34 protein-coding genes are annotated in these 24,981 nt (G+C 67.9%); 19 read left to right on the forward strand and 15 right to left on the reverse strand.

Features of this window, described 5'->3' with window-relative positions; genetic code table 11:
- Positions 1 to 71: 71 nt before the first annotated feature.
- Both NOV86_RS02910 and cyaB read right to left on the reverse strand, forming a co-directional pair.
- Positions 72 to 671 carry a GNAT family N-acetyltransferase gene (locus NOV86_RS02910; protein ID WP_267639729.1) on the reverse strand — a complete coding sequence of 200 codons (600 nt, stop codon included), beginning with the start codon at positions 669 to 671 and terminating at the stop codon, positions 72 to 74.
- Positions 672 to 702: 31 nt separating this feature from the next.
- Complete coding sequence (cyaB, locus tag NOV86_RS02915) at positions 703 to 1,311, reverse strand: class IV adenylate cyclase (RefSeq protein WP_267639730.1); 609 nt, start codon at positions 1,309 to 1,311, stop codon at positions 703 to 705.
- Between the two features lie 87 nt (positions 1,312 to 1,398).
- Here cyaB and NOV86_RS02920 point away from each other — a divergent pair, with 87 nt between their 5' ends.
- Positions 1,399 to 2,388: an FKBP-type peptidyl-prolyl cis-trans isomerase gene (locus tag NOV86_RS02920; RefSeq protein ID WP_267639731.1), complete on the forward strand. Its 990-nt coding sequence runs from the start codon at positions 1,399 to 1,401 to the stop codon at positions 2,386 to 2,388.
- Positions 2,389 to 2,508: 120 nt separating this feature from the next.
- On the opposite strand, the gene NOV86_RS02925 is transcribed toward NOV86_RS02920, so the two are convergent.
- From NOV86_RS02925 to NOV86_RS02935, 3 genes are all read right to left on the reverse strand, one after another.
- Complete coding sequence (locus NOV86_RS02925) at positions 2,509 to 3,741, reverse strand: digeranylgeranylglycerophospholipid reductase (RefSeq protein WP_267639732.1); 1,233 nt, start codon at positions 3,739 to 3,741, stop codon at positions 2,509 to 2,511.
- A 187-nt stretch (positions 3,742 to 3,928) separates the two neighbouring features.
- Positions 3,929 to 4,555 carry an RAD55 family ATPase gene (locus NOV86_RS02930; protein ID WP_261651498.1) on the reverse strand — a complete coding sequence of 209 codons (627 nt, stop codon included), beginning with the start codon at positions 4,553 to 4,555 and terminating at the stop codon, positions 3,929 to 3,931.
- 25 nt (positions 4,556 to 4,580) lie between these two features.
- A complete protein-coding gene (locus NOV86_RS02935) occupies positions 4,581 to 5,219 on the reverse strand; it encodes a MinD/ParA family ATP-binding protein (protein WP_267639733.1) in 639 nt (212 codons plus the stop codon).
- Positions 5,220 to 5,314: 95 nt separating this feature from the next.
- On the opposite strand from NOV86_RS02935, the gene NOV86_RS02940 reads away from it, so the two are divergent.
- The 4 genes from NOV86_RS02940 to NOV86_RS02955 all read left to right on the forward strand — a co-directional run bounded on the left by NOV86_RS02940 (position 5,315) and on the right by NOV86_RS02955 (position 8,476).
- Positions 5,315 to 5,941, forward strand: a complete 627-nt coding sequence (locus NOV86_RS02940; protein WP_267639734.1) for a DUF8048 family protein — start codon at positions 5,315 to 5,317, stop codon at positions 5,939 to 5,941.
- A gap of 33 nt (positions 5,942 to 5,974) precedes the next feature.
- The gene (pyrB, locus tag NOV86_RS02945) at positions 5,975 to 6,889 is read left to right on the forward strand and encodes an aspartate carbamoyltransferase (protein ID WP_267641698.1); all 915 of its coding nucleotides are present in this window, start codon (positions 5,975 to 5,977) and stop codon (positions 6,887 to 6,889) included.
- On the forward strand, positions 6,886 to 7,353 hold the full coding sequence (pyrI, locus tag NOV86_RS02950; protein WP_267639735.1) for an aspartate carbamoyltransferase regulatory subunit: 468 nt from the start codon (positions 6,886 to 6,888) through the stop codon (positions 7,351 to 7,353). Before pyrB ends, pyrI begins: the two co-directional genes overlap by 4 nt.
- Before the next feature lie 292 nt (positions 7,354 to 7,645).
- Entirely contained in the window at positions 7,646 to 8,476 is an 831-nt protein-coding gene (locus tag NOV86_RS02955; protein WP_267639736.1) for a hypothetical protein, read from the forward strand.
- Between the two features lie 21 nt (positions 8,477 to 8,497).
- Here NOV86_RS02955 and NOV86_RS02960 read toward each other — a convergent pair whose 3' ends face one another.
- Together NOV86_RS02960 and NOV86_RS02965 are read right to left on the reverse strand one after the other, a co-directional pair.
- Complete coding sequence (locus tag NOV86_RS02960) at positions 8,498 to 8,965, reverse strand: GNAT family N-acetyltransferase (RefSeq protein WP_267639737.1); 468 nt, start codon at positions 8,963 to 8,965, stop codon at positions 8,498 to 8,500.
- A gap of 176 nt (positions 8,966 to 9,141) precedes the next feature.
- On the reverse strand, positions 9,142 to 9,711 hold the full coding sequence (locus NOV86_RS02965; protein WP_303647470.1) for an NUDIX hydrolase: 570 nt from the start codon (positions 9,709 to 9,711) through the stop codon (positions 9,142 to 9,144).
- Positions 9,712 to 9,901: 190 nt separating this feature from the next.
- On the opposite strand from NOV86_RS02965, the gene NOV86_RS02970 reads away from it, so the two are divergent.
- From NOV86_RS02970 to NOV86_RS03010, 9 genes are all read left to right on the forward strand, one after another.
- Positions 9,902 to 10,594, forward strand: coding sequence for a type 1 glutamine amidotransferase domain-containing protein (locus NOV86_RS02970; protein WP_267639739.1), 693 nt, complete (start codon positions 9,902 to 9,904; stop codon positions 10,592 to 10,594).
- A gap of 90 nt (positions 10,595 to 10,684) precedes the next feature.
- Entirely contained in the window at positions 10,685 to 10,882 is a 198-nt protein-coding gene (locus tag NOV86_RS02975) for a DUF1918 domain-containing protein (protein ID WP_267639740.1), read from the forward strand.
- Positions 10,883 to 10,894: 12 nt separating this feature from the next.
- Positions 10,895 to 11,329, forward strand: a complete 435-nt coding sequence (locus NOV86_RS02980; RefSeq protein ID WP_267639741.1) for an RNA-binding protein — start codon at positions 10,895 to 10,897, stop codon at positions 11,327 to 11,329.
- Between the two features lie 61 nt (positions 11,330 to 11,390).
- The gene (locus tag NOV86_RS02985) at positions 11,391 to 12,095 is read left to right on the forward strand and encodes an RNase P subunit p30 family protein (protein WP_267639742.1); all 705 of its coding nucleotides are present in this window, start codon (positions 11,391 to 11,393) and stop codon (positions 12,093 to 12,095) included.
- Positions 12,079 to 12,705 carry a class I SAM-dependent methyltransferase gene (locus tag NOV86_RS02990; RefSeq protein ID WP_267639743.1) on the forward strand — a complete coding sequence of 209 codons (627 nt, stop codon included), beginning with the start codon at positions 12,079 to 12,081 and terminating at the stop codon, positions 12,703 to 12,705. Before NOV86_RS02985 ends, NOV86_RS02990 begins: the two co-directional genes overlap by 17 nt.
- 13 nt (positions 12,706 to 12,718) lie before the next feature.
- A complete protein-coding gene (locus tag NOV86_RS02995) occupies positions 12,719 to 13,198 on the forward strand; it encodes an Rpp14/Pop5 family protein (RefSeq protein ID WP_267639744.1) in 480 nt (159 codons plus the stop codon).
- A gap of 6 nt (positions 13,199 to 13,204) precedes the next feature.
- Positions 13,205 to 13,987 carry an archaeal proteasome endopeptidase complex subunit alpha gene (gene psmA / locus NOV86_RS03000; RefSeq protein WP_267639745.1) on the forward strand — a complete coding sequence of 261 codons (783 nt, stop codon included), beginning with the start codon at positions 13,205 to 13,207 and terminating at the stop codon, positions 13,985 to 13,987.
- A gap of 57 nt (positions 13,988 to 14,044) precedes the next feature.
- Positions 14,045 to 14,770, forward strand: a complete 726-nt coding sequence (locus NOV86_RS03005; RefSeq protein ID WP_267639746.1) for a ribosome assembly factor SBDS — start codon at positions 14,045 to 14,047, stop codon at positions 14,768 to 14,770.
- 96 nt (positions 14,771 to 14,866) lie between these two features.
- Positions 14,867 to 15,907 (forward strand): DUF7972 family membrane protein, encoded by a 1,041-nt coding sequence (locus tag NOV86_RS03010; RefSeq protein WP_267639747.1) that lies wholly within the window; start codon positions 14,867 to 14,869, stop codon positions 15,905 to 15,907.
- A gap of 4 nt (positions 15,908 to 15,911) precedes the next feature.
- Here NOV86_RS03010 and NOV86_RS03015 read toward each other — a convergent pair whose 3' ends face one another.
- Positions 15,912 to 16,232: an FUN14 domain-containing protein gene (locus NOV86_RS03015; protein ID WP_267639748.1), complete on the reverse strand. Its 321-nt coding sequence runs from the start codon at positions 16,230 to 16,232 to the stop codon at positions 15,912 to 15,914.
- A 284-nt stretch (positions 16,233 to 16,516) separates the two neighbouring features.
- Between NOV86_RS03015 and hflX the strand changes: the two genes are divergently transcribed.
- Positions 16,517 to 17,809 (forward strand): GTPase HflX, encoded by a 1,293-nt coding sequence (hflX, locus tag NOV86_RS03020; RefSeq protein WP_267639749.1) that lies wholly within the window; start codon positions 16,517 to 16,519, stop codon positions 17,807 to 17,809.
- On the opposite strand, the gene NOV86_RS03025 is transcribed toward hflX, so the two are convergent.
- Together NOV86_RS03025 and NOV86_RS03030 are read right to left on the reverse strand one after the other, a co-directional pair.
- On the reverse strand, positions 17,801 to 18,499 hold the full coding sequence (locus NOV86_RS03025; protein WP_267639750.1) for a potassium channel family protein: 699 nt from the start codon (positions 18,497 to 18,499) through the stop codon (positions 17,801 to 17,803). The two genes, hflX and NOV86_RS03025, sit on opposite strands and share 9 nt — an antisense overlap.
- Positions 18,499 to 19,275: a universal stress protein gene (locus NOV86_RS03030; RefSeq protein ID WP_267639751.1), complete on the reverse strand. Its 777-nt coding sequence runs from the start codon at positions 19,273 to 19,275 to the stop codon at positions 18,499 to 18,501. Before NOV86_RS03030 ends, NOV86_RS03025 begins: the two co-directional genes overlap by 1 nt.
- Positions 19,276 to 19,449: 174 nt before the next feature.
- Here NOV86_RS03030 and NOV86_RS03035 point away from each other — a divergent pair, with 174 nt between their 5' ends.
- Complete coding sequence (locus NOV86_RS03035) at positions 19,450 to 20,193, forward strand: Lrp/AsnC family transcriptional regulator (RefSeq protein ID WP_267639752.1); 744 nt, start codon at positions 19,450 to 19,452, stop codon at positions 20,191 to 20,193.
- A gap of 21 nt (positions 20,194 to 20,214) precedes the next feature.
- Here NOV86_RS03035 and NOV86_RS03040 read toward each other — a convergent pair whose 3' ends face one another.
- Genes NOV86_RS03040 through NOV86_RS03050 form a run of 3 tightly spaced genes read right to left on the reverse strand, consistent with a single transcriptional unit; the run spans position 20,215 to position 22,614 of the window.
- Positions 20,215 to 20,658 (reverse strand): hypothetical protein, encoded by a 444-nt coding sequence (locus NOV86_RS03040; RefSeq protein WP_267639753.1) that lies wholly within the window; start codon positions 20,656 to 20,658, stop codon positions 20,215 to 20,217.
- 44 nt (positions 20,659 to 20,702) lie between these two features.
- Positions 20,703 to 21,179 carry a cyclic pyranopterin monophosphate synthase MoaC gene (moaC, locus tag NOV86_RS03045; protein WP_267639754.1) on the reverse strand — a complete coding sequence of 159 codons (477 nt, stop codon included), beginning with the start codon at positions 21,177 to 21,179 and terminating at the stop codon, positions 20,703 to 20,705.
- Positions 21,172 to 22,614 (reverse strand): NAD(P)H-hydrate dehydratase, encoded by a 1,443-nt coding sequence (locus NOV86_RS03050; protein WP_267639755.1) that lies wholly within the window; start codon positions 22,612 to 22,614, stop codon positions 21,172 to 21,174. Before NOV86_RS03050 ends, moaC begins: the two co-directional genes overlap by 8 nt.
- Positions 22,615 to 22,977: 363 nt before the next feature.
- Between NOV86_RS03050 and NOV86_RS03055 the strand changes: the two genes are divergently transcribed.
- Positions 22,978 to 23,742, forward strand: a complete 765-nt coding sequence (locus tag NOV86_RS03055; RefSeq protein WP_267639756.1) for an aldo/keto reductase — start codon at positions 22,978 to 22,980, stop codon at positions 23,740 to 23,742.
- 6 nt (positions 23,743 to 23,748) lie between these two features.
- Here NOV86_RS03055 and NOV86_RS03060 read toward each other — a convergent pair whose 3' ends face one another.
- A complete protein-coding gene (locus tag NOV86_RS03060; RefSeq protein ID WP_267639757.1) occupies positions 23,749 to 24,033 on the reverse strand; it encodes an acylphosphatase in 285 nt (94 codons plus the stop codon).
- Between the two features lie 74 nt (positions 24,034 to 24,107).
- On the opposite strand from NOV86_RS03060, the gene NOV86_RS03065 reads away from it, so the two are divergent.
- Entirely contained in the window at positions 24,108 to 24,530 is a 423-nt protein-coding gene (locus NOV86_RS03065; RefSeq protein ID WP_267639758.1) for a DUF5796 family protein, read from the forward strand.
- On the forward strand, positions 24,530 to 24,772 hold the full coding sequence (locus NOV86_RS03070) for a DUF7508 domain-containing protein (protein ID WP_267639759.1): 243 nt from the start codon (positions 24,530 to 24,532) through the stop codon (positions 24,770 to 24,772). The genes NOV86_RS03065 and NOV86_RS03070 overlap by 1 nt, the downstream gene beginning before the upstream one ends.
- 13 nt (positions 24,773 to 24,785) lie before the next feature.
- On the opposite strand, the gene NOV86_RS03075 is transcribed toward NOV86_RS03070, so the two are convergent.
- Complete coding sequence (locus tag NOV86_RS03075; protein WP_267639760.1) at positions 24,786 to 24,920, reverse strand: DUF7128 family protein; 135 nt, start codon at positions 24,918 to 24,920, stop codon at positions 24,786 to 24,788.
- Between the last annotated feature and the right edge of the window lie 61 nt (positions 24,921 to 24,981).

Consider the following 24,981-nt stretch of genomic DNA (forward strand, 5'->3'; position numbering starts at 1 on the left):
GGCTAGACGTCGTGAAACCTCCCGCTAAAGTCTTCTGGAAATATAAATAAATAGACTATATACTATATAGGTTACGTGCGCCGCAGGAGTTCGCTCCGGTGCTCCCACCCGAACAGCCCGACGTAGCGGGCCGGCGTGGCCTCCGTGAAGCCCCTCGACTCGAACACCCACCTCGACGGCTGGTTGTCGACCGCGATGAAGGCTGTCGCGGTGGCACAGCCGAGTTCCTCGCGGGCGAAACGGGTGCCCTCGGCGACCAGCGCGGAGGCGATGCCGCGCTCGCGGTACTCGGGTTCGACCCACAGCCGCCAGACGTAGACGCCGTCGAAGCGCACCGTCGTCTCCAGTGGCTCGACGTGCTTGGCGCGGTCCGTCGTGAGGAACACCCAGCCGACGACCTTGCCGTCGTCCACGTCCGTCTTGCCCAGCCGGGCCAGGACGACGTGGTCCTCCGCCGCCAGTGACTCGAACTGCTCGTCGGGCCACTCGGGAACGGTCGCCGCCTCGTGGACCGAGAGAGAGACGCCCGCTGGCGGCTCGCCCGGCGGTTCTGCACCGAGGTCCTTCCGGTACAGGTGCATCAACGAGAGCTTCAGGCCGCGCGACTCGAGGAACTCGTAGAACCGGCGGCCGTAGGTCGTCCGCGTCAGGTTCCAGATGGGAACGTCCATCGACTATGTAGATGGTGTCGAAAGAACGTATTTACTGTTCCGATGCCGCCTCTGCCAGCAACAGCCCGAGGTACGACGTGCGAATCTGCTCGTCGGGGTCGAGCCCGAGCGAGCGCAGTACCTCGAACGCGCCCTCGCGGGCGTCCTCGACCGCCCCCTCGTCGGTCTCGACCTCGCACTCGACGTACTCGCCGAGGCCCTCGACCGCGTCCAGCGTGACGGTGTAGCCGTCGAGGGCGAAGCGTTCGCGGCGCTTGCGGACCGTCGCGGCCGGGTCGAAGCCCAGTCGCGCGAGTATCTCGTCCATCGTCTCCCCGTCTTCGACCAGCGTCTCGAACTCCTCGCGGGTCTTCGACTCCGCCTCGACCAGCGGCCCCTTGTACGTCACGTTGGCCTCGAACGCGGCCGGGTCGACGCGCTCGAACGCCGCGGCGGGCGGGGCGTCCTGGTCCAGGCCGCCCTCGATGGTCGCCTCGCGCCGGATGCGCAGCGCCTCGTCGGTCTCCGCGAAGTCGCGGTGGGGCGCGTCGTAGTACACGTCCTCCTGGACGACGGCGTCGACCGGGACCGCCTCCTGTGCGGCCAGTCGCTCCCGGACCGGGCCGTGGGCCGCCGCCACCTTCACTTCCACCTCGTACATGCCAGTACCGTGAGCGAGGGGCATCAAAAGCGTAGCCGTTGGGCCAGAAACGTGGTTCTTAAATGCTGACCGTGAGACGGATAACGTATGACCGATGACCAAGAGGCCGAACTGGCCGACGCTGAGGACGAAGTGAGTGAGGACGCAGCAGCCGAGGAAGAGGCTGCAGAGGAGGCAGAGACGACAGGACTGCAGGACGGCGACTTCATCAAGCTCGAGTACACCGCGCGAACGAAGGAGAGCGACCAGCTGGTCGACACGACCGACCCGGAGGTCGCCGAGGAGGAGGGCGTCGACGACGAGGGTCGTCCCTTCGAGCCCCGCGTCATCGTGCTGGGCGAGGGTCACATGTTCGCCGCTGTCGAGGACGAGCTCCGCGGCAAGGAGGTCGGTGACTCCGGTCACGTCACCATCCCCGCCGCCGAGGCCTTCGGCGAGTACGACGACTCCCAGGTCCGCACCGTCAGCGCGGAGAAGATCCCCGAGGACTCCCGCCGCCCCGGCGCACAGGTCCAGATCGACGGCGAGCAGGGCTTCATCAACACCATCATCGGTGGCCGCGCCCGCGTCGACTTCAACCACCCGCTCGCGGGTGAGGACCTCGAGTACGACTACGAGATCGCCGAGGTCGTCGAGGACAGCGTCGAGAAGGCCCAGGGCCTGATGCACATGTTCTTCGACGTCGACCTCGACATGTGGTTCGAGACCGACGAGGTCGAGGAGGAGGTCCGCGTCGAGTCCGACGAGGACGACGAGGACGCAGAGCCCGAGTTCGAGACCCAGACGGTCGAGAAGGAGACGCTCTACATCGAGTCCGACCCGCAGCTGCAGATGAACCAGCAGTGGATGTTCGGCAAGCAGCAGGTCGCACAGCAGCTCATGCAGCACCTCGACATCGACCGTGTCATCGTCCAGGAGACCATCGACGGTGGCATGGGCGGCATGATGGGTGGCATGGGTGGCATGATGGGCGGCGCCGGCGGCGCCGGCGGTGCCGACGCGGCCGACATCGAGGAGGCCCTCGCGGAGGCCGACATCGACGCCGAGGACATCGAAGCCGACCTCGACGAGGAGTAAGTCGCCGACCTTCTCTCCGTTTTCACCGTCACATAGCGACAGCACTCGCGCCGCGAGCGACACCGACCGGGCGCTGTCGCTCGTGAGGAAGTCGAGAGAGAGAGAACGAAGTCGTCGGAACTAGTTCCTGTACCAGTCCTTCGCGGTCCGCGCGAGCGTCGTGAGGTCCTCCAGTTTCATCATGCGGAGCATCCCGAGGAGGTCGCCCTTGTTGGCGGACTCCAGTTTGTCGGCTGGCATGCTGTGGAGGTCCCGCATCAGCTCGTCGTAGCGCTCGTTGGAGACGCGGTACAGCATCTCGGTCATGAACAGCCGGGTCTTGACCTTCGGCGCGACGCGCTCGTGCCAGAGCTGGTCGTAGATGGCGAGTTCCGAGGCGGAGGTGTCGCGCTCGCTGTGGGTGAGCACCCGGTCGGCGGTCGCGGCGGCGACCCGGCCCGAGCGCATGCACTTGTCGATGCCCTCGCCCCAGAGCGGGTCGACCGTCGGGACGGTGTCGCCGATGGCCATGAAGTTGTCCGTGCTCATCCGGTCCGGGAGCTGGATGTGCGCGGAGCCGCGGTGCTGGATGCCCTCCTTGCGGATGGCGTCGTCGAAGCGCGGGTCGGTGTCGACCCAGTACTGGAGGTAGTCGTCGATGGTGTAGCCCGACTTCGAGTTCTGGCGGTGGCTCTCGTTCTGGAGGTAGCAGACACCGACCTTCGCGGTGTCTTCGCCCGTGTGGAAGATCCACGAGTAGCCGCCGGGGGCGATGTCGTGGTCGAGCCGGAGCATCATCGCGTCGGTGAGGTCGGCGTAGCCCTCGGCGTCGACGTCGATGCCCTCGTACTCGAACTCGATGCCGATGGCCTGCTTCTCGCGCTTGAGGTTGCAGACGTCGAGCTTCTTCGCGAGAGGGGCGGCCGGGCCGGTGGCGTCGATGACGATGTCGGCGTAGACCTCCTCGTCGCCGTTGTACTGCACGCCCACGATGTCCCCGCCCTCGGTGATGGGCCTGGAGACGCGGGCGTCGAACCAGTACTCGGCGCCGTCGGCCACGGCCTCGTCGACCAGCCAGTTCTTGAAGTCGGCGAACTCGAGGACGGCGCCGGGCTGGTGGCGCCGGTAGTGGTGGTTGGGGGACTCGAGCACCACGTCGTCAGTGAAGTTCATCACGACCTCGTCGGGGATGCCGAACGCGGCCATGGTGGAGGGGAACGTCCCCGCGGTCGACTTGTTGCTCCTGCTCGGGAACTCGTCCTCGGCCTCGGTCTCGAGTACGACCACGTCGTACCCTCGCGAGGCGAGGTCTCGTGCCGCCTGCCCGCCCGCGGGGCCCGCACCGGCGATAACCACATCGTATGTTTCAGTCATGGTAGAGTAGGCGTCGTCGCGACGTCCGATTGCGCGTTACCCACCTGTTCAGTACCCTCCATGTAATTTGTTCTGATTTGGACTACTGGTGTTTCCCGGCGGCCCCCATGCATGAATGTCTCTCGCGGTAGTATCGGTCGAACCCGCAAAAGCGCACTGCCTGAGGCAGGGTCGGTCGCCGGACTCGCTATGCGATGTCGCGCGAGGTGTCGATGGCGACCTGGTCCGCGAGTTCGAGCTTGACCGTCTCGGTGAGCGCCTGGCCGCCGCGGAACTTCGGCACCGAGAGACGGTTCTCCAGTTCGGTCCCGCGGACCTGCGTGGTGAGGTCGAACACCACGTCTGCCATATGCTTCGTGGTGTCCCGGTTCGTCGGGATGTGGTGGCCGTTCAGGCAGTGCAGGAAGGCGATGGAGCCCGTGTTGACCATGTGGGTCTGGAGCTCGGTCATGAAGCTCCGGTAGCGGTTGCGGTCGCCGCGTTCGAGCACGTCGGCGGTGTCGATGATGAGGTTGGCACCCTCCGGCAGCGCCCGGATGAGGCGGTTGGCCTGGTCGAGCGGTTCCGACCCCGAGATGTCCCGGACCGTCGGGCTCCCGACGGGCGCGTTGGTGTTCTCGATGGCGTCCCGGACCGCCTGGTCGGAACGCTCGGTCGTCAGGTAGAGGGTGCCGCGGGCGGCGGTCAGCTCGTACAGCAGAAGCTCGGATTGACTCGCAGGGTCCACGGTGAACGCCACGATCGCCCCCGGTGGGAGACCACCGTTGAGCTTCCGGTCGAGCACGTCGATACCAGTCTCAAGCCGCCCAGCCATCTACGTCTCGGTTAGCAGCCGCCACCTAAATAATTGTTTGCGTACCCAACTCCCGGGCCGCGGTCTCGTAGGCCCGCCAGACCCCGGCACACTCCAGCGGTTGGCTCGCCGGCGGGACGGTCGCGAGCACCGGTGCGCCGAGGAGGTCGGGCACGCCCTCGGGTGCGTCGCGGGTGCGAGTGAGGACGACACCGGCGACCGTCGCGTCGAGCTGGCGCGCCATCGCGGCGGTCTTCGCGGCGTCCAGCAGCGACTGGGGCGTGCTGTCGCTCACGAGGACAACGGCGTCGACGGCCCGGAGTGGCTCGACCGCCGGCGGGCCGGCGCCACCGGGCGTGTCGACCAGTGTGGGCAGGCGGTCGCCGTCGGCGAGGGCCCGCAGGGCGGCGACGACGTCGGTACTGGTCCCTGCGCCGGGAGTCGGCGCTCCGACCAGGCGGACCCCGGGGTAGGCGGGAACCGGGCTGTCGGCCGGGGCGGCAGGGTCCCCGACCGTGGCCAGGGTCGGCTTCCGGTCGCACCCCGCCAGCGTGTGCAGGTCGGGCATGTCGCAGTCGGCGTCGACGACCCGGACGGGGCGACGGCTGTCTCCGAGCGTGGCGGCCAGCGCGAGCGTCGTGGTGGTCTTCCCGACGCCGCCCTTGCCGCCGGCGATGGCGAGCATGGGGACTCTGGCCGCGCCATGGTACTTGAACGGTCGCCGAGCGATGGTTTACAATATACGTAAACTACTTGCTCGCCGGGGTCGTCTCAGCAGCTATGACAGCCAGGTCTGGCCCAGTACCGGCGACGCTGGTCGACGAGGTCGCGGACCGACACGACGTTGCCAGCGATGCACTCGGCACCGCCCTCGACCGGATCCACGACGACCTCCACGAGGGGGCAGACGCCATCCACGTCTACTACACCGGCTCGAACCCCGACGTTCCTGCGTACGGAGCCGACCTCGACGCACAGACGGTTCCCGAACCGGTCACGGGGGCCGCCGGGCTGGTGACCGTCGTCTGGGTCGACGATGCGACCTGGGACGGGCTGACCGACCGATTCGACCTGTCCGACGAGCTTGCGGCCGCCGTCCGGGCAGTGCACGCGACCCACGCCGGGGACGTTGCCCCGGAGACCGTCTCGGACGACACGGCCACCTCGCTCGCACCCCTGGTACTCCCGTCCCTGCGGGTCGCCACCCTCGTCCGCGCCGGTCTCTCCCACCAGCAGGGGGCGGTCCAGACCCTCCGTGAGCAGGGATTCACGCAGGCCGACATCGCCGGGCGGCTCGGCATCGACGTGGGGACGGTCAAGTCCCACTGCTACCGCATCGACGAGAAGGTCCGCGACGCCCGGCGGCTGCTGGAGGTCCTCGGAGACGCGACCGACCGCGAACAGTGAGGTTGAAGGTGTGTGGCCGAGGTCATCAACCTGATGCGTCACGACCACCTGCTCACCGCGAAACAGCTCTCGCGGGCGGACATCGAGACGGTGCTCGACCACGCCGCCGAGGTCGACGAGAACCCGGCGGCGTTCGGCGAGCGCCACGCCGGGAAGCTCCTCGGGCTGTGCTTCTTCGAGCCGAGCACCCGGACGAAGATGAGCTTCGAGGCGGCGATGAAACGACTCGGCGGCGACGTGGTCGACATGGGCCCCGTCGAGTCCTCGTCGGTCAAGAAGGGCGAATCGCTGGCCGACACGATGCGCGTCGTCGAGGGCTACGCCGACGCGCTCGTGCTCCGGCACCCGCTGATGGGGGCGGCGAAGATGGCGAGCGAGTTCGTCGAGGTGCCGCTGGTCAACGCCGGCGACGGCGCGGGCCACCACCCGACACAGACACTGCTCGACCTCTACACCATCCGCGAGAACGCCGGGCTGGACGACCTGACCATCGGCATCATGGGCGACCTGAAGTACGGGCGCACCGTCCACTCGCTGGCGAACGCGCTGACGAACTTCGACGCGAACCAGCACTTCATCGCGCCCGAGTCGCTCAAGCTACCGCGGTCGGTCCGCTTCGACCTGCACGAGGCGGGCGCGAACGTCCGCGAGCACACGGAACTCGACGCCATCCTGCCCGAACTCGACGTGCTGTACGTCACGCGCATCCAGCGCGAGCGCTTCCCCGACGAGAACGAGTACCAGCAGGTGGCCGGCGAGTACCAGATCGACGCCGAGACGCTGGAGGAGGCCTCGGACGACCTGTCGGTGATGCACCCGCTGCCCAGGGTCGACGAGATCGCGGCCGACATCGACGACACCGCGTACGCGAACTACTTCGAACAGGCCCACAACGGGGTGCCCGTCCGCATGGCACTGCTCGACCTGCTGCTGGAGGGAGACCGATGAGCGACACCGACAAGGAACTCCGCGTCTCGAAGATCCGCAACGGTACCGTCATCGACCACGTCCGCGGCGGCCAGGCGCTGAACGTGCTGGCCATCCTCGGTATCGATGGGACGAGTGGTGAGCAGGTCTCCATCGGGATGAACGTGCCGTCGGGGACGCTCGCGACCAAGGACGTCGTCAAGGTCGAGGGCCGCGAGCTGAGCCAGGACGAGGTCGACGTGCTCTCGCTCATCGCGCCCGACGCGACCATCAACATCGTCCGCGACTACGAGGTCGTCGAGAAGCACCGCGTCTCGCGTCCGGACTCCGTCTCGGGCGTACTCGCGTGTCCGAACCACAACTGCATCACGAACGCCCAGGAGCCGGTCGACACCGAGTTCCAGGTGCTCCGTGACGGCGTGCGCTGTAGCTACTGCGAGACCATCGTCCGCGAGGACATCGCCTCACACATCACCACCAACTGACACGTTCCGCCGAGCAGGGTGGGTTCGTTCACGGTTTCGTTACAGTACACCACCCCAGGGAAGGAACCTGCTCCAGAAAGGACTAAATAGTCACCGGACGAACCAATTACCATGTCGAAGAAGTTCAAACTCGTACTTGCCCTGGTCGCAGCCGTCCTCGTGTACAAGATGGTCGCCGGTGGATCCGGCACCGCCGTCGAGGTCGACTACGACGTCGAAGAGTAGACCCGCCACGCGACTGGTTCCCGCATTTTTCGAAACACGTACCCCTACAGGTTCCCCAGCCACGGGTATGTACGGCGTCGTCACGCGCAACGAACCGGAACTCGACTGGTCGGAGTTCGACCGGGCGTTCTACGAGGTCAAGGACGTGACCGGGCGGGCGGTCGAACCCGTCGCCGAGGCGGTGAACATGGTGTCCTGCTTCGGCGACACGGCCGCCGGTGAGGCGAAACCGGAACTCATCCCCGTCACCGAGGACGGTGAGCAGGCCACGCGGGAGCGCCCGTACTTCGACTGGGGCTACATCTGTCCCTCCCGCGAGCGCTACCGTGAGGGACTGCTGGAGATGATCGAGGACTGCGCGGCCGAGAACGAGGACGTGCGCCTCGACGACGTCGGGTTCCCACGCGAGGAGTACTGCTACTGCGAGCACTGCAACGAGGCCTTCGCCGAGAGCGAGTACGACGACCGCTTCGCGTGGCGCGCCAGCGTCATCACCGAGTTCGTCGCCGAGGCCACCGAGCGCATCCCCGGGAAGACCTACCTCACGCTGTATCCCGACCCGTACCCGGGCCACCTCTACGAGCGCGCGGGGCTCGACCTCGACGCCCTCTCGGAGTACGTGGACGAGTTCGTCGTTCCCCTCTACGACATGGCGTACTCGACGACGTACTGGCTGGAGGTCATCGCGTCTGGGTTCCAGGACGCGCTGTCGAAGCCCTTCTCTATCGAACTGTACGCGGTCGACGTCGACATCGACAGTCTCATCCACGCGACCGAGGTCGCCGACGCCTACGCCGAGGACGTCTACTTCGGCTACGACGCGAGCCAGGCGAGTGCGGCCATCCGCCGGATGAAGGCGGACTCGCAGGACGGGGAGACGTTCGGGGACTTCGAGTAGGCTGCCCAGTCCTGACGCGGTTCAGAGCTGCATCCGCATCGAGTGGTACTGCTGGGTCATCCCGTAGTCCTCGAAGAACGCCTTCCCGCCGTCGTTGTCGACGTGGACCGAGAGCGAGAAGAACCCGCAGTCGCGCTCGCGACCCCACGCCACGAGCCGGTCGAGAAGGTCGGTCGCGACCCCCGCGCGGCGGTACTCGGGCTTCACGTAGAGGCCGTCGCAGTAGACCGCGGGTGGCCGGTCGTAGATGGGCGGCGTGGGCGAGACCGCACCGGAGACGTTCCCGGCGAGGTCACCGCTGTCGGTCTCGGCGACGAACAGGACGCGGTCGTCCTCCTCGAGCCAGTAGCTGATGTCGGGGTCGGTGCGGGCCTGGTCGGTGAGGTTGCTGTATTCGGGTTCGCGTTCCTCGGCCGCCTCGTAGGCGGGCACGAGGAGGTCGCGGGCGATTCGTGGCTGGTCGTCGGCTGTGGCCTGTCGGTATCGCATGGGTGGTGAGTCGGCTCTGTGAGCCGTGTGTGGGCCGTCGAAGCGAACGACGGCGTCGCGGCTGGCGGGCGGTGCGGACCGGTGAGGTGGCCGGGAGCGGCCCGACCACCGACTCAGAAGAGGGTCATCCTACCGTCGACTTCGTGGACGGCCGACAAAAACGTACTCCCGGTGTGTCACCCGGTCAGCTCCGGCAGGTTGCGCTCGCGCCACGCGAGGAGGTCCTCACGGTCGCGGGTGTCCTCGGGCAGGCGGTGGAACCACCGCGCCGCCGAGATCTCGTCGTCGGGGTCCGTGATGTCGGGGTCGGTCGTCTTCGCCCGGGCGGCGTACACCGGGAGGACGCCGCACATCGACTGCTCGCCGCTGACGATGCGGAGCCGGGTGAGGATGGCCAGCCCGTCGTAGCTCACCTCGACGCCGGCCTCCTCCCGGAGTTCGCGGGCCGCGGCCTCGCGGTAGCTCTCGTCCCCGTCGATGCCGCCGCCGGGCAGCACCCAGAGGTCGACGCCCTCGTGGCGGACGAGCAGGACCGCCCCGTCGGTCCGGTAGACGATGGTGTGGGCGCCGTAGGGGGCGCCGGTCCGGTTCGTCCGCTCCGCCAGGGTGCGAAAGCGCCGGCGTGAGACGTACCGGGTCCGGGTGACCTCCATCGGGTCGTCGTGACGGTCGCGCAGGTCGTGGTACCGCTGCTGGGCGAACTGGTCGGCCTGGTCCGCGAGGTACCAGAGGTCGTCGACCCGCATCACGCCGACCCGACGGAGGGCGGTCGGTCGGCACCGATACGAGCGAGAGACCGGATAGCGAGGGGAATCATTGTGATGACCTATCGTATCGAGGAGCAAAATCGCTTCGACACGGGAGAACCCTTCGGTGCCGGCACGCCCGACGGTTGGCACGGGGTTTAGGAACGGGACGCCCCGATTCCGAGGTGCAATGACTTCCGCACTGTTCGTCGTCAGCGAGGAGGGCTACTGGGCCGAAGAATGCATCGAGCCGCTCACGACGCTCGACGAGGCCGGCGTGGACGTGACCGTCGCGACACCGACCGGCGAGCCGCCGGTCGTCGACGAGGCTTCCCTCGACCCCGACGACGTGGGCGAGGAGACGGCCGAGCACTACCGCGAGTTCGACGAGACGGACGACCGACTGAACGACCCGGTCCCGGTCGCGGGCGAGGAGGCGGCCGATTACGAGGCGGTCGTCTTCCCCGGCGGCCACGGGACCGAGTGGGACGTGAACCAGGACAGCGACGCCCGGCGGCTCCTCCGGGACGCCGTGGCCGGTGACGACGGGGTCGCGCTCGTGGTCTGTCACGCCGTCGGAATCCTCGCGTTCACCCGTGACGACGCGGGCGAGTTCGTCGTCGAGGGCCGGGACGTGACCGGCTTCCCGAACGCGTGGGAGCAGGACATCGTCGACGAGTACGACCGGATGCCCGACGGGCGCAAGCTCCCGTACTGGGTCGAGGACGAGGTCGTCGCCGCGGGCGGGAACTGGGACGCCGAACTCGACAGCGACACCAGCGTCACGGTCGACGGCGACCTCGTGACCGCCCGCGGTCCCGGGTCGTCCGCCGCGGCGGCACGGACGCTGCTCGACGAACTCGGCATCGAGGCGCCGGCCTGAGCCGGTTCGTCACGACGACGACCAGCCGCCAGCGACCGGGGCCGGGCGCGAATCAGTCCCTTTTTAATCGGTCCGTGGGTACGCCGAGGTATGAGCTTCGAGGAAGACGACCGCGTCGTCCTGCACGACAAGCACAGCGAGTACGACGGCCAGACCGGCAAGATCACACAGGTCATGGAGACCATGTTCGGCGACGCCACGTACACCATCCAGTTCGAGGACGGCCAGGAGCAGGGCATCCCGGAGGACCAGCTCGAGGCCGCCGCCGACGAAGACGACGAAGAGTAATCCACTTCTCAGATGCCGAAGGTTCCGTTCCACTACGTCGACCTGCGCGCGTTCTGCTACGCGACCGAGGACGAGAAACGCGTCGAGGAGGCACTGCGCTACTACCTCCCCGAGGACTACGAGATCGAGCGCATGGTCAACGAGGGGCACCACGGCGACCGCATCGTCGTGCTCTCGGCACGGGTCGAGAACGCCGACGACGTTCGCCACGTGCTCGCGAAGGTGGCGGAACTGGCGGACATCGAGTCCGTCATCGGCGAACTCGACGACCGGGTGACCGAGAACTGCGAACTGTTCATGCGGCTCGACAAGCAGGCCGCCTTCGCCGGCGAGACCGCCCTCGGTGAGGGCATCACCTTCCGGGCGAAGGTCGAGGCCTACCCCGCCAAGAAGGCGGCCGCGGTCGAGAACGCCCGCGACACGCTCGAATCGCTGCGCGAGCAGTGAGTCGAGCGCCCCGGGTGACCGAATCGGAAGCGTAAGGTGCCTGCTGGCGGGAGCACGTTCTATGTACGAGGCCGTCCACGCCCACCCCGACGGTGAGACGACAGTCGCCCGGTTCGCACACACCGCCGCCGAGTACGGGTACGACGGCATCGTGGTCCGCAACCACGGGGATGCTCGCGCCGAGTACGACGCCGAGCGCATCGCCGAGGAGTACGGCATCGACGTGGTCCGCGGCCTCGAGGTCCGCGCCGACGACCAGAACCAGGCGTCGGGGTACGTGGGCAACTACCGCCGCCAGTACACGCTCTTGCTGCTACACGGCGGCTCGAAGTCCCTGAACCGCTTCGCGGTCGAGCAGCCCCGCATCGACGTGCTTGCCCACCCGATGCGTGGGCAGGGGGACTTCAACCACGTCCTCGCGAAGGCGGCCGCCGAGAACGGTGTCCGCGTCGAGTTCAACCTGCACCACGTGCTCCGGCAGACGGGCGGCCAGCGCGTCCAGAGCCTCCAGTCGCTGCGCAAGTTGCGCGAACTCGTCGAGAAGTACGACGTGCCCTACGTCGTCAGTGGCGACCCGTCCTCGCACCTCCAGTTGCGGGCCGCCCGCGAACTGCTCGCGGTCGGGGAGACCATCGGTTTCGACCGCGAGCAGATCGCCGAGGGGCTGCGCGAGTGGGGTCGGCTCGCGTCGCGGAACCGCGAGCGCGACTCCGACGCTTTCATCGAACCCGGCGTGCGTAGAGGTCGCTATGAAGAGACCGATTGAGGAACACGCCGCCCGCTTCGACGAGATGGCCGGTCGCTACGACGACGAGGTCAACCAGACGGACGAGTACAAGGCCTGCGTCTCGTTCGTCCTCGACCACGCGAAGGAGGACCTGACAGCCGAGGACACCGTCCTCGACCTCGGCTGTGGCACCGGTGCCATCGGCCTCGCGCTCGCCGAGCACGCCGGCAGAGTCGTCGGCCGCGACATCAGCGAGGGCATGCTGGAACAGGCCCGCGAGAAGGCCGCCGAGGCTGGACTCGACAACACCGAGTTCGGCGAGGGCACCTTCCGGGAACCGAACTTCGAGGGAGACGTCGACGTCGTCGTCTCGAACTTCGCCATGCATCACCTCTCCGACGAGGAGAAGCGCGAGGCCATCCAGGCCATCGCCGACCTCGGCCCCCGCAAGTTCGTCCTCGGCGACGTGATGTTCTTCGGCGAGCCCGACCCCGACGAGCCGTTCTACTCGCCGGAGGTCGACGACCCCTCGACGGTCGGCCACCTCGCCGACGCCTTCACCGACGCCGGCTTCGTCCTGACCGCGGTCGAACCGGTCCACGACCAGGTCGGCGTCCTCGTCGGCGAGCGCGTGGCCGTGGACGAATGAGCCCCATAAGTCGATGAAGCACCTCCCGAAGCATCTCCGGCCGAAGCGGCGCTACCTCGCCGTCGGCATCGAGTCGACGCCCGACGCGTCGTTCGCCCGCGGCGACTTCCAGCGCGAGCTGTGGTACGCCGCCCAGAACCTCGTCGGCGACGTGGGCAGTGCCGACGCCGACCTCACCGTCATCCAGTTCCACTTCGAGGACGGCGCCGGCGAGGCCATCGTCCGCGTGCGCCACGGCCACACCGAGCCGGCCCGGGCCGCCATCGCCTGCATCGCCCGCATCAACGGGGCCGACTGCGGCCTCCACGTCCGGGGAATCTCGGGCACGATACGGGCCTGTGAAGAAAAGTATTTAGGACGCCCGTCGGAAGGTGCGAGACAGAGAACCGTCGCGTTCGAGCACGACGACCGGGCCGCTATCGAGCGAGAATCCGTTCTCGACGTGCGGGTCGACGGCGAGTACATCGGCGCGACGCACCTCGATTTCGAGTGATCTACAATGCAGGGACAAGCGTCACAACAGGCGTACGACCGGGGTATCACCATCTTCTCCCCGGACGGTCGCCTCTACCAGGTCGAGTACGCTCGCGAAGCGGTGAAGCGAGGGACCGCCAGCATCGGCGTCCGAACGAACGAGGGGGTCGTCCTCTGTGTGGACAAGCGCATCCGCTCGCCGCTGATGGAACGGTCGAGCGTCGAGAAGATCCACAAGGCCGACGACCACATCGGCATCGCCAGCGCGGGCCACGTCGCCGACGCCCGCCAGCTCATCGACTTCGCGCGCCGTGACTCGCAGGTCAATCAGCTGCGTTACGGCGAGCCCATCGGCGTCGAGACGCTGACGAAGGACGTCACCGACCACATCCAGCAGTACACGCAGGTCGGTGGCGCCCGCCCCTTCGGCGTCGCGCTCATCATCGGCGGCATCGAGAACGGCGAACCGCGCCTGTTCGAGACCGACCCGTCGGGCACGCCCTACGAGTGGAAGGCGCTGGCCGTCGGCGCCGACCGCGGCGAGATACAGGACTACCTCGAGACGAACTACGACGACGCTGCCGACCTCGACGGCGGCATCGAACTCGCCCTGCGCGCACTCGGCGAGGTGAACGAGGAGGGCCTCCGCCCCGAGAGCCTCGGGATGGCCACGGTCGACGTGGAGTCCGAGCGCTTCGTCTCGCTCACCGACGAGGAGGTCGAGGAGTACCTCGACGACCTCGACCTGCTCGCGCCCGAGGAGAGCGAGGACGCCGACGAATCTGCCGACGAGTCGACCGAGGAGTAACCCCACCGCCCCCGGTTCGGGAAACACCTTTTTAACCACACCGCGTAAGTTTCGCGTATGATTTCACTTGACGAAGCGGTGACGGCGCGACTGGAGAGCCACGGCGCACGCTTCGAGGTCCTCGTGGACCCTGACGCCGCGCTGGCCATCAAGCGCGGCGAGTTCGAGGGCGACCTCGAGGACGTCATCGCGGCCGAGGACGTGTTCGAGGACGCCTCGCGCGGGGACCGACCCGCCGAGGACGACCTCGAGAAGGTCTTCGAGACGACAGACCCGATGGCGATCATCCCCGAGGTCATCAAGCGCGGGGAGATACAGATCACGGCCGAGCAGCGCCGCGAGATGCAAGAACAGAAGCGCAAACAGCTCATCCAGAAGATCGCCCGGAACGCGGTCAACCCGCAGATGGACAACGCCCCGCACCCGCCGGACCGCATCGAGTCCGCGCTGGAGCAGGCGGGCTTCCAGGTCGACCCGATGGAGCCGGTCGAGAGCCAGGTCGACGACGCCCTCGACGCGCTCCGCCCGGTCATCCCCATCCGGTTCGACGAGGTGACCATCGCGGTCCACGTCCCCGCCGACTACGCGGGCAGCACGCAGGCGAAGGTCCGCAACTACGGCGACCTCGAGCGCGAGGAGTGGCAGAACGACGGCTCGTGGGTCGGCGTCGTCACCTTCCCGGCCGGGATGCAGAACGACTTCTACGACATGGTCAACGACATGACCAGCGGGGAGGCCGAGACGCGCATCATCAAGGACGAGGACGACCTGAGCACGCGGTAACGGTCGGGGTCTCGGCGGCTCGACGCCCCACCAGCTGTTCCTCCGGCGGTGATTTGGCCCGCACTGTAAGGACCCACGGGGCGACCGTTCGACCACATGGAAACCAGCGACGACAGCGACGCCGAACGCGACGACCCCGTCACCGACCCCGCTGGCGCCGCCGACTCGACGGCACCGTCCTCGTGGCAGGGGCTGCGCCACTCGGTCCTCCTCGAAGCCGACCGCCGACTGGTCGCGGGGGCCTTCGTCCTCCTCGTCTTCGGCCTCGTCCTCGCACTGGGGGTCCTCGGAATCATCGGGACGGCGAAGGGGAGTGCGGTGATTCCGGTCTTCGGGGCGACCATCACGGGCGTGTTCACCATCGTGAGCGTCGTCCTCTCCATCAACCAGCTCGTCCTCTCGCGCGTGCTCGGGTCGCCGGGGGAGATCGCCGAGAAGATGGACGGCTCTATCGACTTCCGGGAGCGCATCGAGGACCGGAGCGACGTGAGCGCGCCGCCGACCGACCCGGCCGAGTTCACCCGGCTGGTCGTCGACACCCTGCAGGACCGGGCCGAGAACCTGGAGTCGGGTATCGCCGAGTCCGACGACGAGGACGTCGACGACGCGGTCACCGAGTTCGCGTCCGACATCGAGGACTACGCCGACGGCGTCGACGAGAAACTCGACGAGCGCGGCGCCGAGACGTTCGACGTGCTCTCGGCCGTCATGATGGACAACTACTCCCAGAACATGCGGTCGGCGCGTCACCTCCGCGAGGCACATGCTGACGCGCTCTCGGAGTCAGCGCGCTCGACGCTCGAGGACGTACGCGGGCTGCTCCGGGCCGTCGGCGTGACGAGACAGTACCTGAAGACGCTGTACGTCCACCAGGAACTCGCGCGGCTCTCCCGGCTGTTGCTCTACGTCGGTGCGCCGTCGCTGCTGGCGATGGCGCTGGTCGTGCTGGCGTACGCGCTGTCGACGGGGCCGCCGGTCGCGGGGACCGCCCTGCTGGTGGTGGTGGCCGCGGCGCTGGCACTCGGGTTCGCGCCCTTCGCGGTGCTGTTCGCCTACGTGTTGCGCATCGCCACCATCGCCCGCCTGTCGGCCTCTATCGGGCCGTTCACGCCGAAAGAAGAGTCGCCGGGAGCCTGAAGAACTACCCTTTCTTGAAGCCGACGAGGAAGCCGCCGGTGAAGCCCGCGCCGACCGAGAGCGTCGAGAGGATGGGCTCGATCCAGCCGGCCTGGATGTCCTGGGTGTTCTGGGCGGCCCCGAGGATGCCCCCGGACAGCTCGTCCCACTTGACGGTGATGTAGCCCTTCGATTCGAGGAACTTGAACAGTGCCAGCTCCAGCCCGACCAGGACCGCGATGATCTTGGCTATCTTCTTCGCAGCGAATCCGATGATGCCACCGATGACGGCACCCGAACCGAACTCGAGGCCGAGTTGTTGCGGATTCAGCTCCAGCGGAATCATACACATAGAGGTATGCCGCTTTCTGATAAGTCTTTTGGGGCGTTCTACCGCCGTCACCGCCACCGTCCCCGACTGGCCCGCCCCCTCGCCAGCAAACATATCACGAAGATGGAACGCGCAACAAGAGATTCAAGAGGACGGGGCGGCAATGTGCGAGTATGACAGCACGACGACCAACAGAGGTGCAGGCCCGGCGAGGCTGAGACCGCCCGCCGGCCGGGATGGCGCCCGGTCGGAGCGACCTGCAGCCGGAGATACAGTAGTCACAACGCCGGATACGTCTCATGAAGGCACTCATCGCGAAACGCGTCGATTCAGGTACCGCCGACGTCACGGAGATCCGAGAACTCGCACGAGCCGCCGGCTACGAGGTAGTCGGTGAACTGACACAGTCCCGGAAGGCCGACCCCGGCCTGCAGTTCGGAGAGGGGAAGGCGGACGAACTCGCCGAGTGCGCCCACCGCGAGGACGCCGCGGTCGTCATCTTCGACAACCGCCTCGGCCCCTACCAGACGTACAACCTGGGCCAGAAGCTCCCCGAGGGCTGTGAGGTGATGGACCGCTTCACGCTCATCCTGGAGATATTCGGCCAGCGTGCCCAGACCCGGAAGGCACAGCTCCAGGTCGAACTCGCCGAACTCAGGTACGAACTCCCGCGCGCCGAGGCGAAGACCAGCCTCGCCAAGCGCGACGAGCACCCCGGCTTCATGGGCCTGGGTGAGTACGACGAGAGCCGCGAGCAGGACATCAAAGACCAGATCAGCCGCATCCGGGACGAGCTGAAACGCATCGAGCAGACCGAGGAGAAGCGCCGCGAGCGCCGCCACGAGGCCGGCTTCGACCTCGTCGCCCTCGCCGGCTACACCAACGCCGGCAAGTCGACGCTGATGCGCCAGATGGCGGCCGACCTCGACGTGGACGAGAACGAGGACCTCCACCCGGACCTCGACGCGACCGCCGAGTCCGAGGACCGGCTGTTCACCACGCTCGGGACGACCACCCGCCGGATGGACCTCGACACCCGCGACGTGTTGCTGACCGACACGGTCGGGTTCATCTCGGACCTGCCCCACTGGCTGGTCGAGTCGTTCAAGTCCACGCTGGATTCGGTGTACCGCGCCGACCTCGTCCTCCTCGTCGTGGACGTCTCCGAGCCCATCGAGGAGATCCGCGAGAAGCTCGTCACCAGCCACGACACGCTGTACGAGCGCAACGAGGCACCCATCGTCACGGTGCTGAACAAGATCGACTCGGTCGACGACGAGGAACTCGCGGAGAAGCGCGAGGCGCTCTCCGCGCTCGCGCCGAACCCGGTTGCCGTCTCCGGCCAGGAGGCCCTCAACGTCGACCAGCTGCGCGAGCGCATCGTCGACGAGCTCCCGGACTGGGAGCGCGAGCGCCTCGTCCTCCCGATGACCGACGACACGATGAGCGTCGTCTCGTGGATCCACGACAACGCGAACGTCGAGGAGGTGAACTACGGCGACGACGACGTGCTCGTCGACTTCGAGGCACGGCCCGCCGTGGTCGAGAAGGCGCGCTCGCGGGCGGCAGACCTCTCGACGCCGTTACAGTAGGCCCGCGTGGCCCGTCGCGATCTGATCTTCTGCCCCGAACGTCTCCAGTACGTCGTCGGCGAAGCCACGCTCCGAGAACACGGCCACGGAGTCTCCCGCCCGGATGGTCGTCCCGCCCTTCGGCGTGACGACGCCGCCATCACGCTCGATGGCGACGACCAGCACGTCGGGGGCGAGCAGCCCGGACTCGTCGGCCTCCGAGAGCCGACGGCCGGCGATGGGGGCCTCCTCGTCCACTCGCACCTCGAACACCTCGGCGTCGTCCGCGAGGTGCATCCAGTCCGAGACCGAGGGGCGCTGGACGGCCCGGAAGAGGTGCTCCGAGATGAGCTTCTGGGGGTTCTCGACCACGTTCGCGCCGGACCGCCGGAACAGTGACATGTGGTCCGTGTTGTGGACGACCGAGACACGCGAGGGGACGTCGTACTCCTCGGCGAGCAGCATCACCATGATGTTGGTGGCGTCGGACTCCGCCGTGGAGATGATGGCGTCGGCCCGGCGTGCCCCCGCCTCTTCGAGCGTGTCTGCCTCGGTCGCGTCGTCGTTGATGGCGAGGCAGTCGAACTCGCGGGCGACCTCGGACGCGGTCTGCTCGTCGGCGTCCACGACGACGACCTCGTGGCCGGCGCCTGTCGCCATGTCGACGAGCGGCCAGCCGATGTCGCCCGCACCCACGACGATGACGTACATCAGTGGTCACCCCGGAGGCTGTCGTCGGCCGCCCAGACGGTCAGCGTGAGCGTGTCCGACTCCTCGCGGAGCCGCCGGCTGGTCGACCCGAACGCGAGCTGGCGGAGGTGGTCGTGACTCGGCCCCCCGATGACCAGGGCGTCCGCGTCCGATGCGGCATCGGAGAGCGCCTCGTGGACCGTCCCCGACAGCAGCCGGGTCTCGAGGGGGACGTCGTCCACGCAGGCCGCCGCCGCGTCGAGGAGGCCGTCCTCGTCGCCGACGTGGGCCAGTTCCGCGTCCGCCGCTGCGATGTGCGCGAGCGCGCCGACGGTCTCGGCGACGCTTCCTCCGTAGGGGCCGGTCCCGACCGCGCCGAGGACCGTCTCGACGCGGTCGAGTCGCCAGTCGTTCGGGGCGAGGACGACGGTCGCGCCGGTGGCCTCGAACACGCTCTCGGCGACCGCGGCGCCGAGGTCGTCGGACACCACGACGATGCCGGGTTCCTCGGCCGTCGCCGTCGTCTCCAGCGCGTCGGCAGGCGTCTCGGCCTCGACGGTGTGCCACTCGACGGTCACCGAGTCGTCGACGAGCTCCCGGACGTGCAGTGCAGTCGAGGCCGTGTGCCTGGCTGTCTCGGCCGGGAACGTCTCCTGCTGGTCGGCCGCGACGACCTCGATGGTCGGCTCGAACCCTGGTGGGAGTCCGTCGCCGGCCAGTTCGACGGCGAGTTCGACGATTCCGTCGGCGATCTTCCCATCGGTTCTGACGACCAGTGCGTGGTGTGCGTTGGACATGGTTCTCTCCCGAACGACGGTCGTTCGGCGTTGCTGTCCGTGTCCGAACCGCCCCTCGAACATAAACGCACCGATTAAATTACTGATTCAGTAAATATATTGCTCTATATTTCGCATCCAGTAATCTCGTCGCGGGCAGGAAGATTGTAGGTCGTCGCGCCCACCAGCCAGTGTATGAGCGACCGCATCGACGAGATCGACCGTCGCATCATCTACCGGCTGATGGGGGACGCCCGGAACGTCTCGGCGCCGATGATCGCCGAGGAGATGAATGTCTCGGCGGGCACCATCCGGAACCGCATCGCCCAACTGGAAGAACGCGGCGTCATCCAGGGGTACCACGCCAGCGTGGACTTCGAGCGAACCGGCGCGCCACTGACGAACCTCTTCATCTGTCGGGCACCCGTCCCGGAGCGCGAGACCATCGCGGAGAAGGCCCTCCAGGTGCCCGGGGTCGTCAACGTCCGCCAGTTGATGACCGGCGGCGCGAACCTCCACGTCGTCGCGGTCGGCGGCGACATGGCCACCGTGACGCGGATCGCCCGCGCTCTCACGGAACTTGGGGTCGAAATCGAAGACGAGCAACTGGTCCAGAAGGAGCGCACGCGGCCCTACGAACCGTTCGGCCCCCAGGAGGACGCACGCCGGAGCGCCCTCGCGGACATGATGCAACTCGCCGGCGGCGCCGAGGTCGTGGAGGTGTCGGTCGCGGACGACGCCCCGATCGCGGGCCTGACCCTGACCGAGGCGGCGGACGAGGGGCTCATCGGGGAGAACGTGCTCGTCGTCGCCATCGAGCGCGACGGGTCGGTCATCACGCCGAAGGGCGACGTGACCGTCGAACCGGACGACCTCGTGACGGTGTTCTCGCGCTCGGGGGCGTCACCGGCCGTGCTGGAGACGTTCACCGGCGAGTGAGGGTGGCCGGCCGGGGGCGGCCTACGCCGGTATCGACACCTCGTCGCCGGCCTCGCCCAGGTTCGCCCACAGGTCACCGCTCTCCTGGACGACCACCTCGAACTGGAGGGGGCCGGCACCGACGGCGGCCCCGTGGGAGTTGAACGAGACGACCTCGTGGGTGTGGTGTCGGTCCGAGACGGCGGTCAGGCTGTAGAAGCCTGGGTCCCCCTCGAAGTCGGTGACTGCGCGGGGCTCGTCGGCGGCCGGGGCCTCGAACGTCCCCCAGATGGGACGCTCGTTTGACCCGTCCCGGGGCGCGTACACGAGCGTCAGCGAGAGCAGTTCGGGCTCGCCGGTGTCAGACCGGAGAAGCATGCGGTCGAGGGTCGCGGGGTCGTCGTCGTCATCGTCCATCGCCGAGCAACCGGCGAGTCCGACTGTCGCGGCCGCGGTCAGGCCGGAGAGGAGGGCACGTCGTCGCATGGCTCGACAGTCTGTCTGAAAACGGATAGTTTCTTGGGTGGCCGCTACAGTTCCCGTTTCTCCTTCGAGACCACCTGCACGCCCTCGATTCTGGTGTCGGGGTACTGGCCGTCGGCATCCTTCTCGGCAGCCTTCACCATGTCCCAGACGACGTTGAGGCCGGTTGTGACGCCCTCCAGGGCCTCCATCTCGCAGCCGGTCTTGCCCGTCGTCTCGACCGCGACCCGCAGGGTGACGTGGTCGTCGGCCACGTCGAAGTCGGTGTCGACGTTGGTCACGGGAATCTGGTGGCACATCGGGATGGTCTCCCAGGTGTGCTTGACCGCCTGGATGGCCCCGATGCGGGCGGTCGCCAGCACGTCGCCCTTCGCGACCTCGTTGTCGCGGATGGCCTGAATGGTCGACGGCTGGAGGTGGATCGTCCCCTCGGCGACGGCCCGCCGGGCCGTGTCTGGTTTGTCACCCACGTCGACCATCTGGGCTTCACCTGCATCGTCGGTGTGGGTCAACTCGTCACTCATCGCGACCACCCCACATGGCGTGGGGAATCTCGGGCAGCAGGTCCGAGGCGAGCAGGCCGTACCCCTGCTCGTCGACGACTGCGTCGCCCGCGGCGCCATTCACGTAGGCCGCGATACCGCCGGCCTCGACGGGGTCGTGGGTGCTCGCGAGCGCGCCGCAGATGCCCGCGAGCACGTCGCCGGTCCCGCCGACGGTCATGCCCGGGTTCCCGGTCCGGTTCACCCGGGTCGTCTCGCCGTCGGAGACCACGTCGTAGGCACCCTTCACGAGGAGCGTCTGGTCGAGGTCGCCGGCGAACGATTCCACGAGGTCCATGCGTGTCTCCCAGTCCTCGTCGGTCTCGCCGCCCATCGCGGCGAGTTCGCCCTGGTGGGGCGTACACAGGAGGTCGGCCTCGGTGTCGGCGTCGGGGACGACCCGGAGCGCGTCGGCGTCGACCACGGCCCGGCCGTCGTAGCTCTCGAGGAACTCCCGGACCGCGTCGAGGGTCCCGCTGGCCCGGCCGAGGCCCGGTCCGAGGATGACACAGTCGGCGTCGAGGGCGCGGTCGAGCAACTCGTCGACGTGCCGGGGTCGGAGCAGGTCGCCCGCGAGTTCGTGGACGATGAGCCCCTCCTCGTAGCCCTGGACCTCCCCGGCGACGTTCTCGGGGCAGGCGACGTGGACGAGGTCGCAGCCGGCCCGCATCGCGGCCTGGCCGGCGAGGGCGGGCGCGCCGGTGTAGGGACCGCCCCCGACCACGAGGACCTCGCCGAAGTCGCCCTTGTGCGCCTGCGGGTCGCGCGAGAGTGCGAGCAGGTCGCCCTGCTCGACGAACAGCTCTGCGGCATCCGGGATACCGATGTCCGCGACGGTGATGATGGGGGCGTCGACCGCCTCCAGCCCGGGCTTGTCGTCGTGGAAGGTGACGACGTGGTCGGCGTGGACCGCCACGCCCGCGGACTCGCCGGTGTCCGCGTCGACGCCAGAGGGCACGTCGACCGAGACGACGTAGGCCGAGGAGTCGTTGATGGCCTCGGCCGCGGTCGCCTCCGGTTCGCGAAGCGCCCCCGTCACGCCGGTTCCGAGCATCGCGTCGACCACGAGGTCGCAGTCGGGGAGCGAGAAGTCGGCCGAGTCCCGCACCTCGCGGGCGTCGTACTCGCCCTGCTGGAGGGCGTCCCAGTTCTCCCGGGCGATGTCGGTCGTGATGGTCTCGGCCCGCCCGAGCAGGATGGTCTCGACGTCGAACTCGTCGAGAAAGCGCGCCGCCACGAAGGCGTCGCCGCCGTTGTTCCCGCGGCCCGCGACGACGACGACCTGGTCACCGGGGTCGGCGTGCTCGCGGACCACCCGGGCGACCGCGTTCCCGCTCGACTCCATGAGCTGCTTCCGGGGGACGCCGAGCGCCTCGGCGTTCCGGTCGACCTGTGCCATCCGGTCGCTCGTTATCATGGCCGGTGGTTCGGGCGGTGGCAGGTAAAGAGTGGCGTCGCGTCCGTCGAACCCAGAGGTGGAGTCGAGTATCGAACAACCGGGTGGCGCGTGCTGGTTCGCGTGCTGAACGAAGTGAAGCCGCGAGGCGGAGCCGCGCGAGGGATGAGACGCGCAGTGTAGTGGAGCGCAGCGACACGGAACGAGCATCCAGTCGGCTGGGGAGGGCGAGGCTGCTGTCACGACGCAAGCTCGAGTGAACCTGTTCTCGAAATCGCTGCCGCCAGCGACAACCGACACAGGGACTCTCGACGCAACTCCGCAACCGACGACCACCGGCCCACCACACAGAAGAACTTCGTACTCGGCGCCGAGTTACCATCTATGACACTCCCGCTGGTCGGCCTCGGTACCATGGGTATCGACGACCCGGACGCCATCGCGTCCGCCCTCGATGCCGGCTACCGCCACCTCGACACCGCACAGATATACGAGAACGAAGGCGTCGTTGGCGAGGGACTCGCAAAGAGCGACGTGCCCAGAGAAGACGTCTTCCTCGCGACGAAGGTCTGGGCGACCAACCTCGCACCCGAGGACGTCCGCGAGAGCACGGCGGCGAGTCTCGACCGCCTCGGCGTCGATTCGGTGGACCTGCTCTACGTCCACCGGCCCATCGAAGCCTACGACCCGGCGACGACCCTCCCGGCGTTCGACGACCTGGTCGAGGACGGCCTCACGAAGCACGTCGGCGTCTCGAACTTCACGAAAGCCGAACTCGCAACCGCCCGCGAGCACCTCGACGCCCCCATCTTCGCCCACCAGATCGAGTACCATCCGTTCTTCCAGACGCCGGAGCTGCTCGCGGACAACCGCGCCCACGACGAGACCGTGGTCGCGTACTCGCCGCTGGCGCAGGGCAAGGTGTTCGACGACCCGACGCTGCAGGACATCGCGGATTCCCACGACGCGACCCCGGCCGACGTGGCCATCGCGTGGCTCTGCCAGAAGGAAGGCGTCGTGACGATTCCGAAGGCCGCCGGTCGGACGCACCAGGAGGGCAACCTCGCCGCGGCCGACATCGGCCTCAGCGAAGCCGAGTGCGCCCGCATCGACGACCTCGACCGCGGCGAGGAACTGTTCCCGGAATAGCTGCTCTTACCGGCGAATCCGGAAGCCGTCCTCGCCCTCCGGCTCCTCGTACTCCGCCTCGACAGACTCGACCTCGGCGGCGGGACTGCCCTCGTGACACCACTCCACCATCGACTCGACCTTTTCTTCAGGCCCCTCGAAGACGGCCTCGACGCGGCCATCGCGGAGGTTCTGGACCCAGCCGTCGATGTCCTTCTCCTGGGCGGTGTCGCGAGTGTTGGCCCGGTAGTAGACCCCCTGGACCCGACCCGAGACGAAGACGTGTGCGCGAGTGCGGTCATCCCCTGACATACGTTCACGTTCGGTCGGGAGCCGGAAAAACGTTCTTCGGCGCGCTTTTCCCACCCGACGCCCAAGCCTCGCGCATGTCCCAGCATCGCAGCAACGTCGCGCCCAGCACCCTGGGCATCGAGCTCCAGGACGGCGGTATCGCCGTCGAGTACACCGACGGGCGCTCTGTCTTCTACCACGGCGTCCCCGACAAACAGGAGGGGAGCGTCGAGTGCCCGCCCGGCAAGCTCGTGCAGGTCCTCGTGACGGACCCGACCGAGACGGAGGGCGTACTCGTCTACGTCAACGACCGCAAGACCAGCGACGACATCCTCGAATCGACCGGTGTCGGCCGCCTGCTGCTCGACACCGGCGAGGAGGAGGAGCTGTTCCCCGGCGTGACGGTCAAGCGCGGCGGCGTCCGCGTCACCGTCGAGGCCGACCCGGAGGAGGCCCGCGGGCGGGTCTTCGTCTTCGCCGAGGACGAGATGAGCGAGCACTCCTACGAGATCGTCTGATGCCCCTCCCGAAGCGCTGGCACGACTTCGACCGCTCGGTCCTCGGGACGGTCCCCGACCGGCTCGGGATGTACGAACTCGGCGACGAGGACGGGACCGTCGTCGCGGTCGGCCACGGCGTCCTCCACGACGAGCTGAAGTCGGCGCTCTCCTACCGCGACGCGGCGAAGGTCCGCTGGGAGGTCGTCCAGACCCGCGAGCAGGCCGCCGAACTGGCCGAGACACACCGCGAGCGTCTCTGAGCTGTCGAGACGGCTACTGGATATACCCCGGCTCCTCGCCGGTACACGCCGATTCGTGTGCCTTCGCGTCGTCCCGGTCGTCGAGCATGAGGCCGCAGTCCTCGCACTCGTACCAGGTCTCGCCGTCTCGTTCTCGTTTCACGACCATGCTGGAACCATGCCGGCCGACACCTTTCAACCTCACCCGGAGTTTCGAGGCATGCCCAGAG

The sequence above is a fragment of the Haloarchaeobius amylolyticus genome, assembly GCF_026616195.1.
GTDB lineage: Archaea > Halobacteriota > Halobacteria > Halobacteriales > Natrialbaceae > Haloarchaeobius > Haloarchaeobius amylolyticus.

Coding starts and splice junctions, on each gene's coding strand:
- NOV86_RS03025 (WP_267639750.1), bottom strand. CDS start 18,499: ATGTACGTCATCGTCGTGGGTGCGGGCGACATCGGCTGGCCGCTCGTC.
- NOV86_RS03060 (WP_267639757.1), bottom strand. CDS start 24,033: ATGTCAGGGGATGACCGCACTCGCGCACACGTCTTCGTCTCGGGTCGG.
- NOV86_RS03055 (WP_267639756.1), top strand. CDS start 22,978: ATGACACTCCCGCTGGTCGGCCTCGGTACCATGGGTATCGACGACCCG.
- NOV86_RS02910 (WP_267639729.1), bottom strand. CDS start 671: ATGGACGTTCCCATCTGGAACCTGACGCGGACGACCTACGGCCGCCGG.
- psmA (WP_267639745.1), top strand. CDS start 13,205: ATGCAGGGACAAGCGTCACAACAGGCGTACGACCGGGGTATCACCATC.
- NOV86_RS03015 (WP_267639748.1), bottom strand. CDS start 16,232: ATGATTCCGCTGGAGCTGAATCCGCAACAACTCGGCCTCGAGTTCGGT.
- pyrB (WP_267641698.1), top strand. CDS start 5,975: ATGCGTCACGACCACCTGCTCACCGCGAAACAGCTCTCGCGGGCGGAC.
- NOV86_RS03005 (WP_267639746.1), top strand. CDS start 14,045: ATGATTTCACTTGACGAAGCGGTGACGGCGCGACTGGAGAGCCACGGC.
- NOV86_RS02940 (WP_267639734.1), top strand. CDS start 5,315: ATGACAGCCAGGTCTGGCCCAGTACCGGCGACGCTGGTCGACGAGGTC.
- NOV86_RS02955 (WP_267639736.1), top strand. CDS start 7,646: ATGTACGGCGTCGTCACGCGCAACGAACCGGAACTCGACTGGTCGGAG.
- NOV86_RS03050 (WP_267639755.1), bottom strand. CDS start 22,614: ATGATAACGAGCGACCGGATGGCACAGGTCGACCGGAACGCCGAGGCG.
- NOV86_RS03010 (WP_267639747.1), top strand. CDS start 14,867: ATGGAAACCAGCGACGACAGCGACGCCGAACGCGACGACCCCGTCACC.
- cyaB (WP_267639730.1), bottom strand. CDS start 1,311: ATGTACGAGGTGGAAGTGAAGGTGGCGGCGGCCCACGGCCCGGTCCGG.
- NOV86_RS02920 (WP_267639731.1), top strand. CDS start 1,399: ATGACCGATGACCAAGAGGCCGAACTGGCCGACGCTGAGGACGAAGTG.
- NOV86_RS03065 (WP_267639758.1), top strand. CDS start 24,108: ATGTCCCAGCATCGCAGCAACGTCGCGCCCAGCACCCTGGGCATCGAG.
- NOV86_RS02990 (WP_267639743.1), top strand. CDS start 12,079: ATGAAGAGACCGATTGAGGAACACGCCGCCCGCTTCGACGAGATGGCC.
- NOV86_RS02930 (WP_261651498.1), bottom strand. CDS start 4,555: ATGGCTGGGCGGCTTGAGACTGGTATCGACGTGCTCGACCGGAAGCTC.
- NOV86_RS02970 (WP_267639739.1), top strand. CDS start 9,902: ATGACTTCCGCACTGTTCGTCGTCAGCGAGGAGGGCTACTGGGCCGAA.
- NOV86_RS03075 (WP_267639760.1), bottom strand. CDS start 24,920: ATGGTCGTGAAACGAGAACGAGACGGCGAGACCTGGTACGAGTGCGAG.
- NOV86_RS02975 (WP_267639740.1), top strand. CDS start 10,685: ATGAGCTTCGAGGAAGACGACCGCGTCGTCCTGCACGACAAGCACAGC.
- NOV86_RS02960 (WP_267639737.1), bottom strand. CDS start 8,965: ATGCGATACCGACAGGCCACAGCCGACGACCAGCCACGAATCGCCCGC.
- hflX (WP_267639749.1), top strand. CDS start 16,517: ATGAAGGCACTCATCGCGAAACGCGTCGATTCAGGTACCGCCGACGTC.
- moaC (WP_267639754.1), bottom strand. CDS start 21,179: ATGAGTGACGAGTTGACCCACACCGACGATGCAGGTGAAGCCCAGATG.
- NOV86_RS03035 (WP_267639752.1), top strand. CDS start 19,450: ATGAGCGACCGCATCGACGAGATCGACCGTCGCATCATCTACCGGCTG.
- pyrI (WP_267639735.1), top strand. CDS start 6,886: ATGAGCGACACCGACAAGGAACTCCGCGTCTCGAAGATCCGCAACGGT.
- NOV86_RS02935 (WP_267639733.1), bottom strand. CDS start 5,219: ATGCTCGCCATCGCCGGCGGCAAGGGCGGCGTCGGGAAGACCACCACG.
- NOV86_RS03070 (WP_267639759.1), top strand. CDS start 24,530: ATGCCCCTCCCGAAGCGCTGGCACGACTTCGACCGCTCGGTCCTCGGG.
- NOV86_RS02995 (WP_267639744.1), top strand. CDS start 12,719: ATGAAGCACCTCCCGAAGCATCTCCGGCCGAAGCGGCGCTACCTCGCC.
- NOV86_RS03040 (WP_267639753.1), bottom strand. CDS start 20,658: ATGCGACGACGTGCCCTCCTCTCCGGCCTGACCGCGGCCGCGACAGTC.
- NOV86_RS02965 (WP_303647470.1), bottom strand. CDS start 9,711: ATGCGGGTCGACGACCTCTGGTACCTCGCGGACCAGGCCGACCAGTTC.
- NOV86_RS02985 (WP_267639742.1), top strand. CDS start 11,391: ATGTACGAGGCCGTCCACGCCCACCCCGACGGTGAGACGACAGTCGCC.
- NOV86_RS02980 (WP_267639741.1), top strand. CDS start 10,895: ATGCCGAAGGTTCCGTTCCACTACGTCGACCTGCGCGCGTTCTGCTAC.
- NOV86_RS03030 (WP_267639751.1), bottom strand. CDS start 19,275: ATGTCCAACGCACACCACGCACTGGTCGTCAGAACCGATGGGAAGATC.
- NOV86_RS02925 (WP_267639732.1), bottom strand. CDS start 3,741: ATGACTGAAACATACGATGTGGTTATCGCCGGTGCGGGCCCCGCGGGC.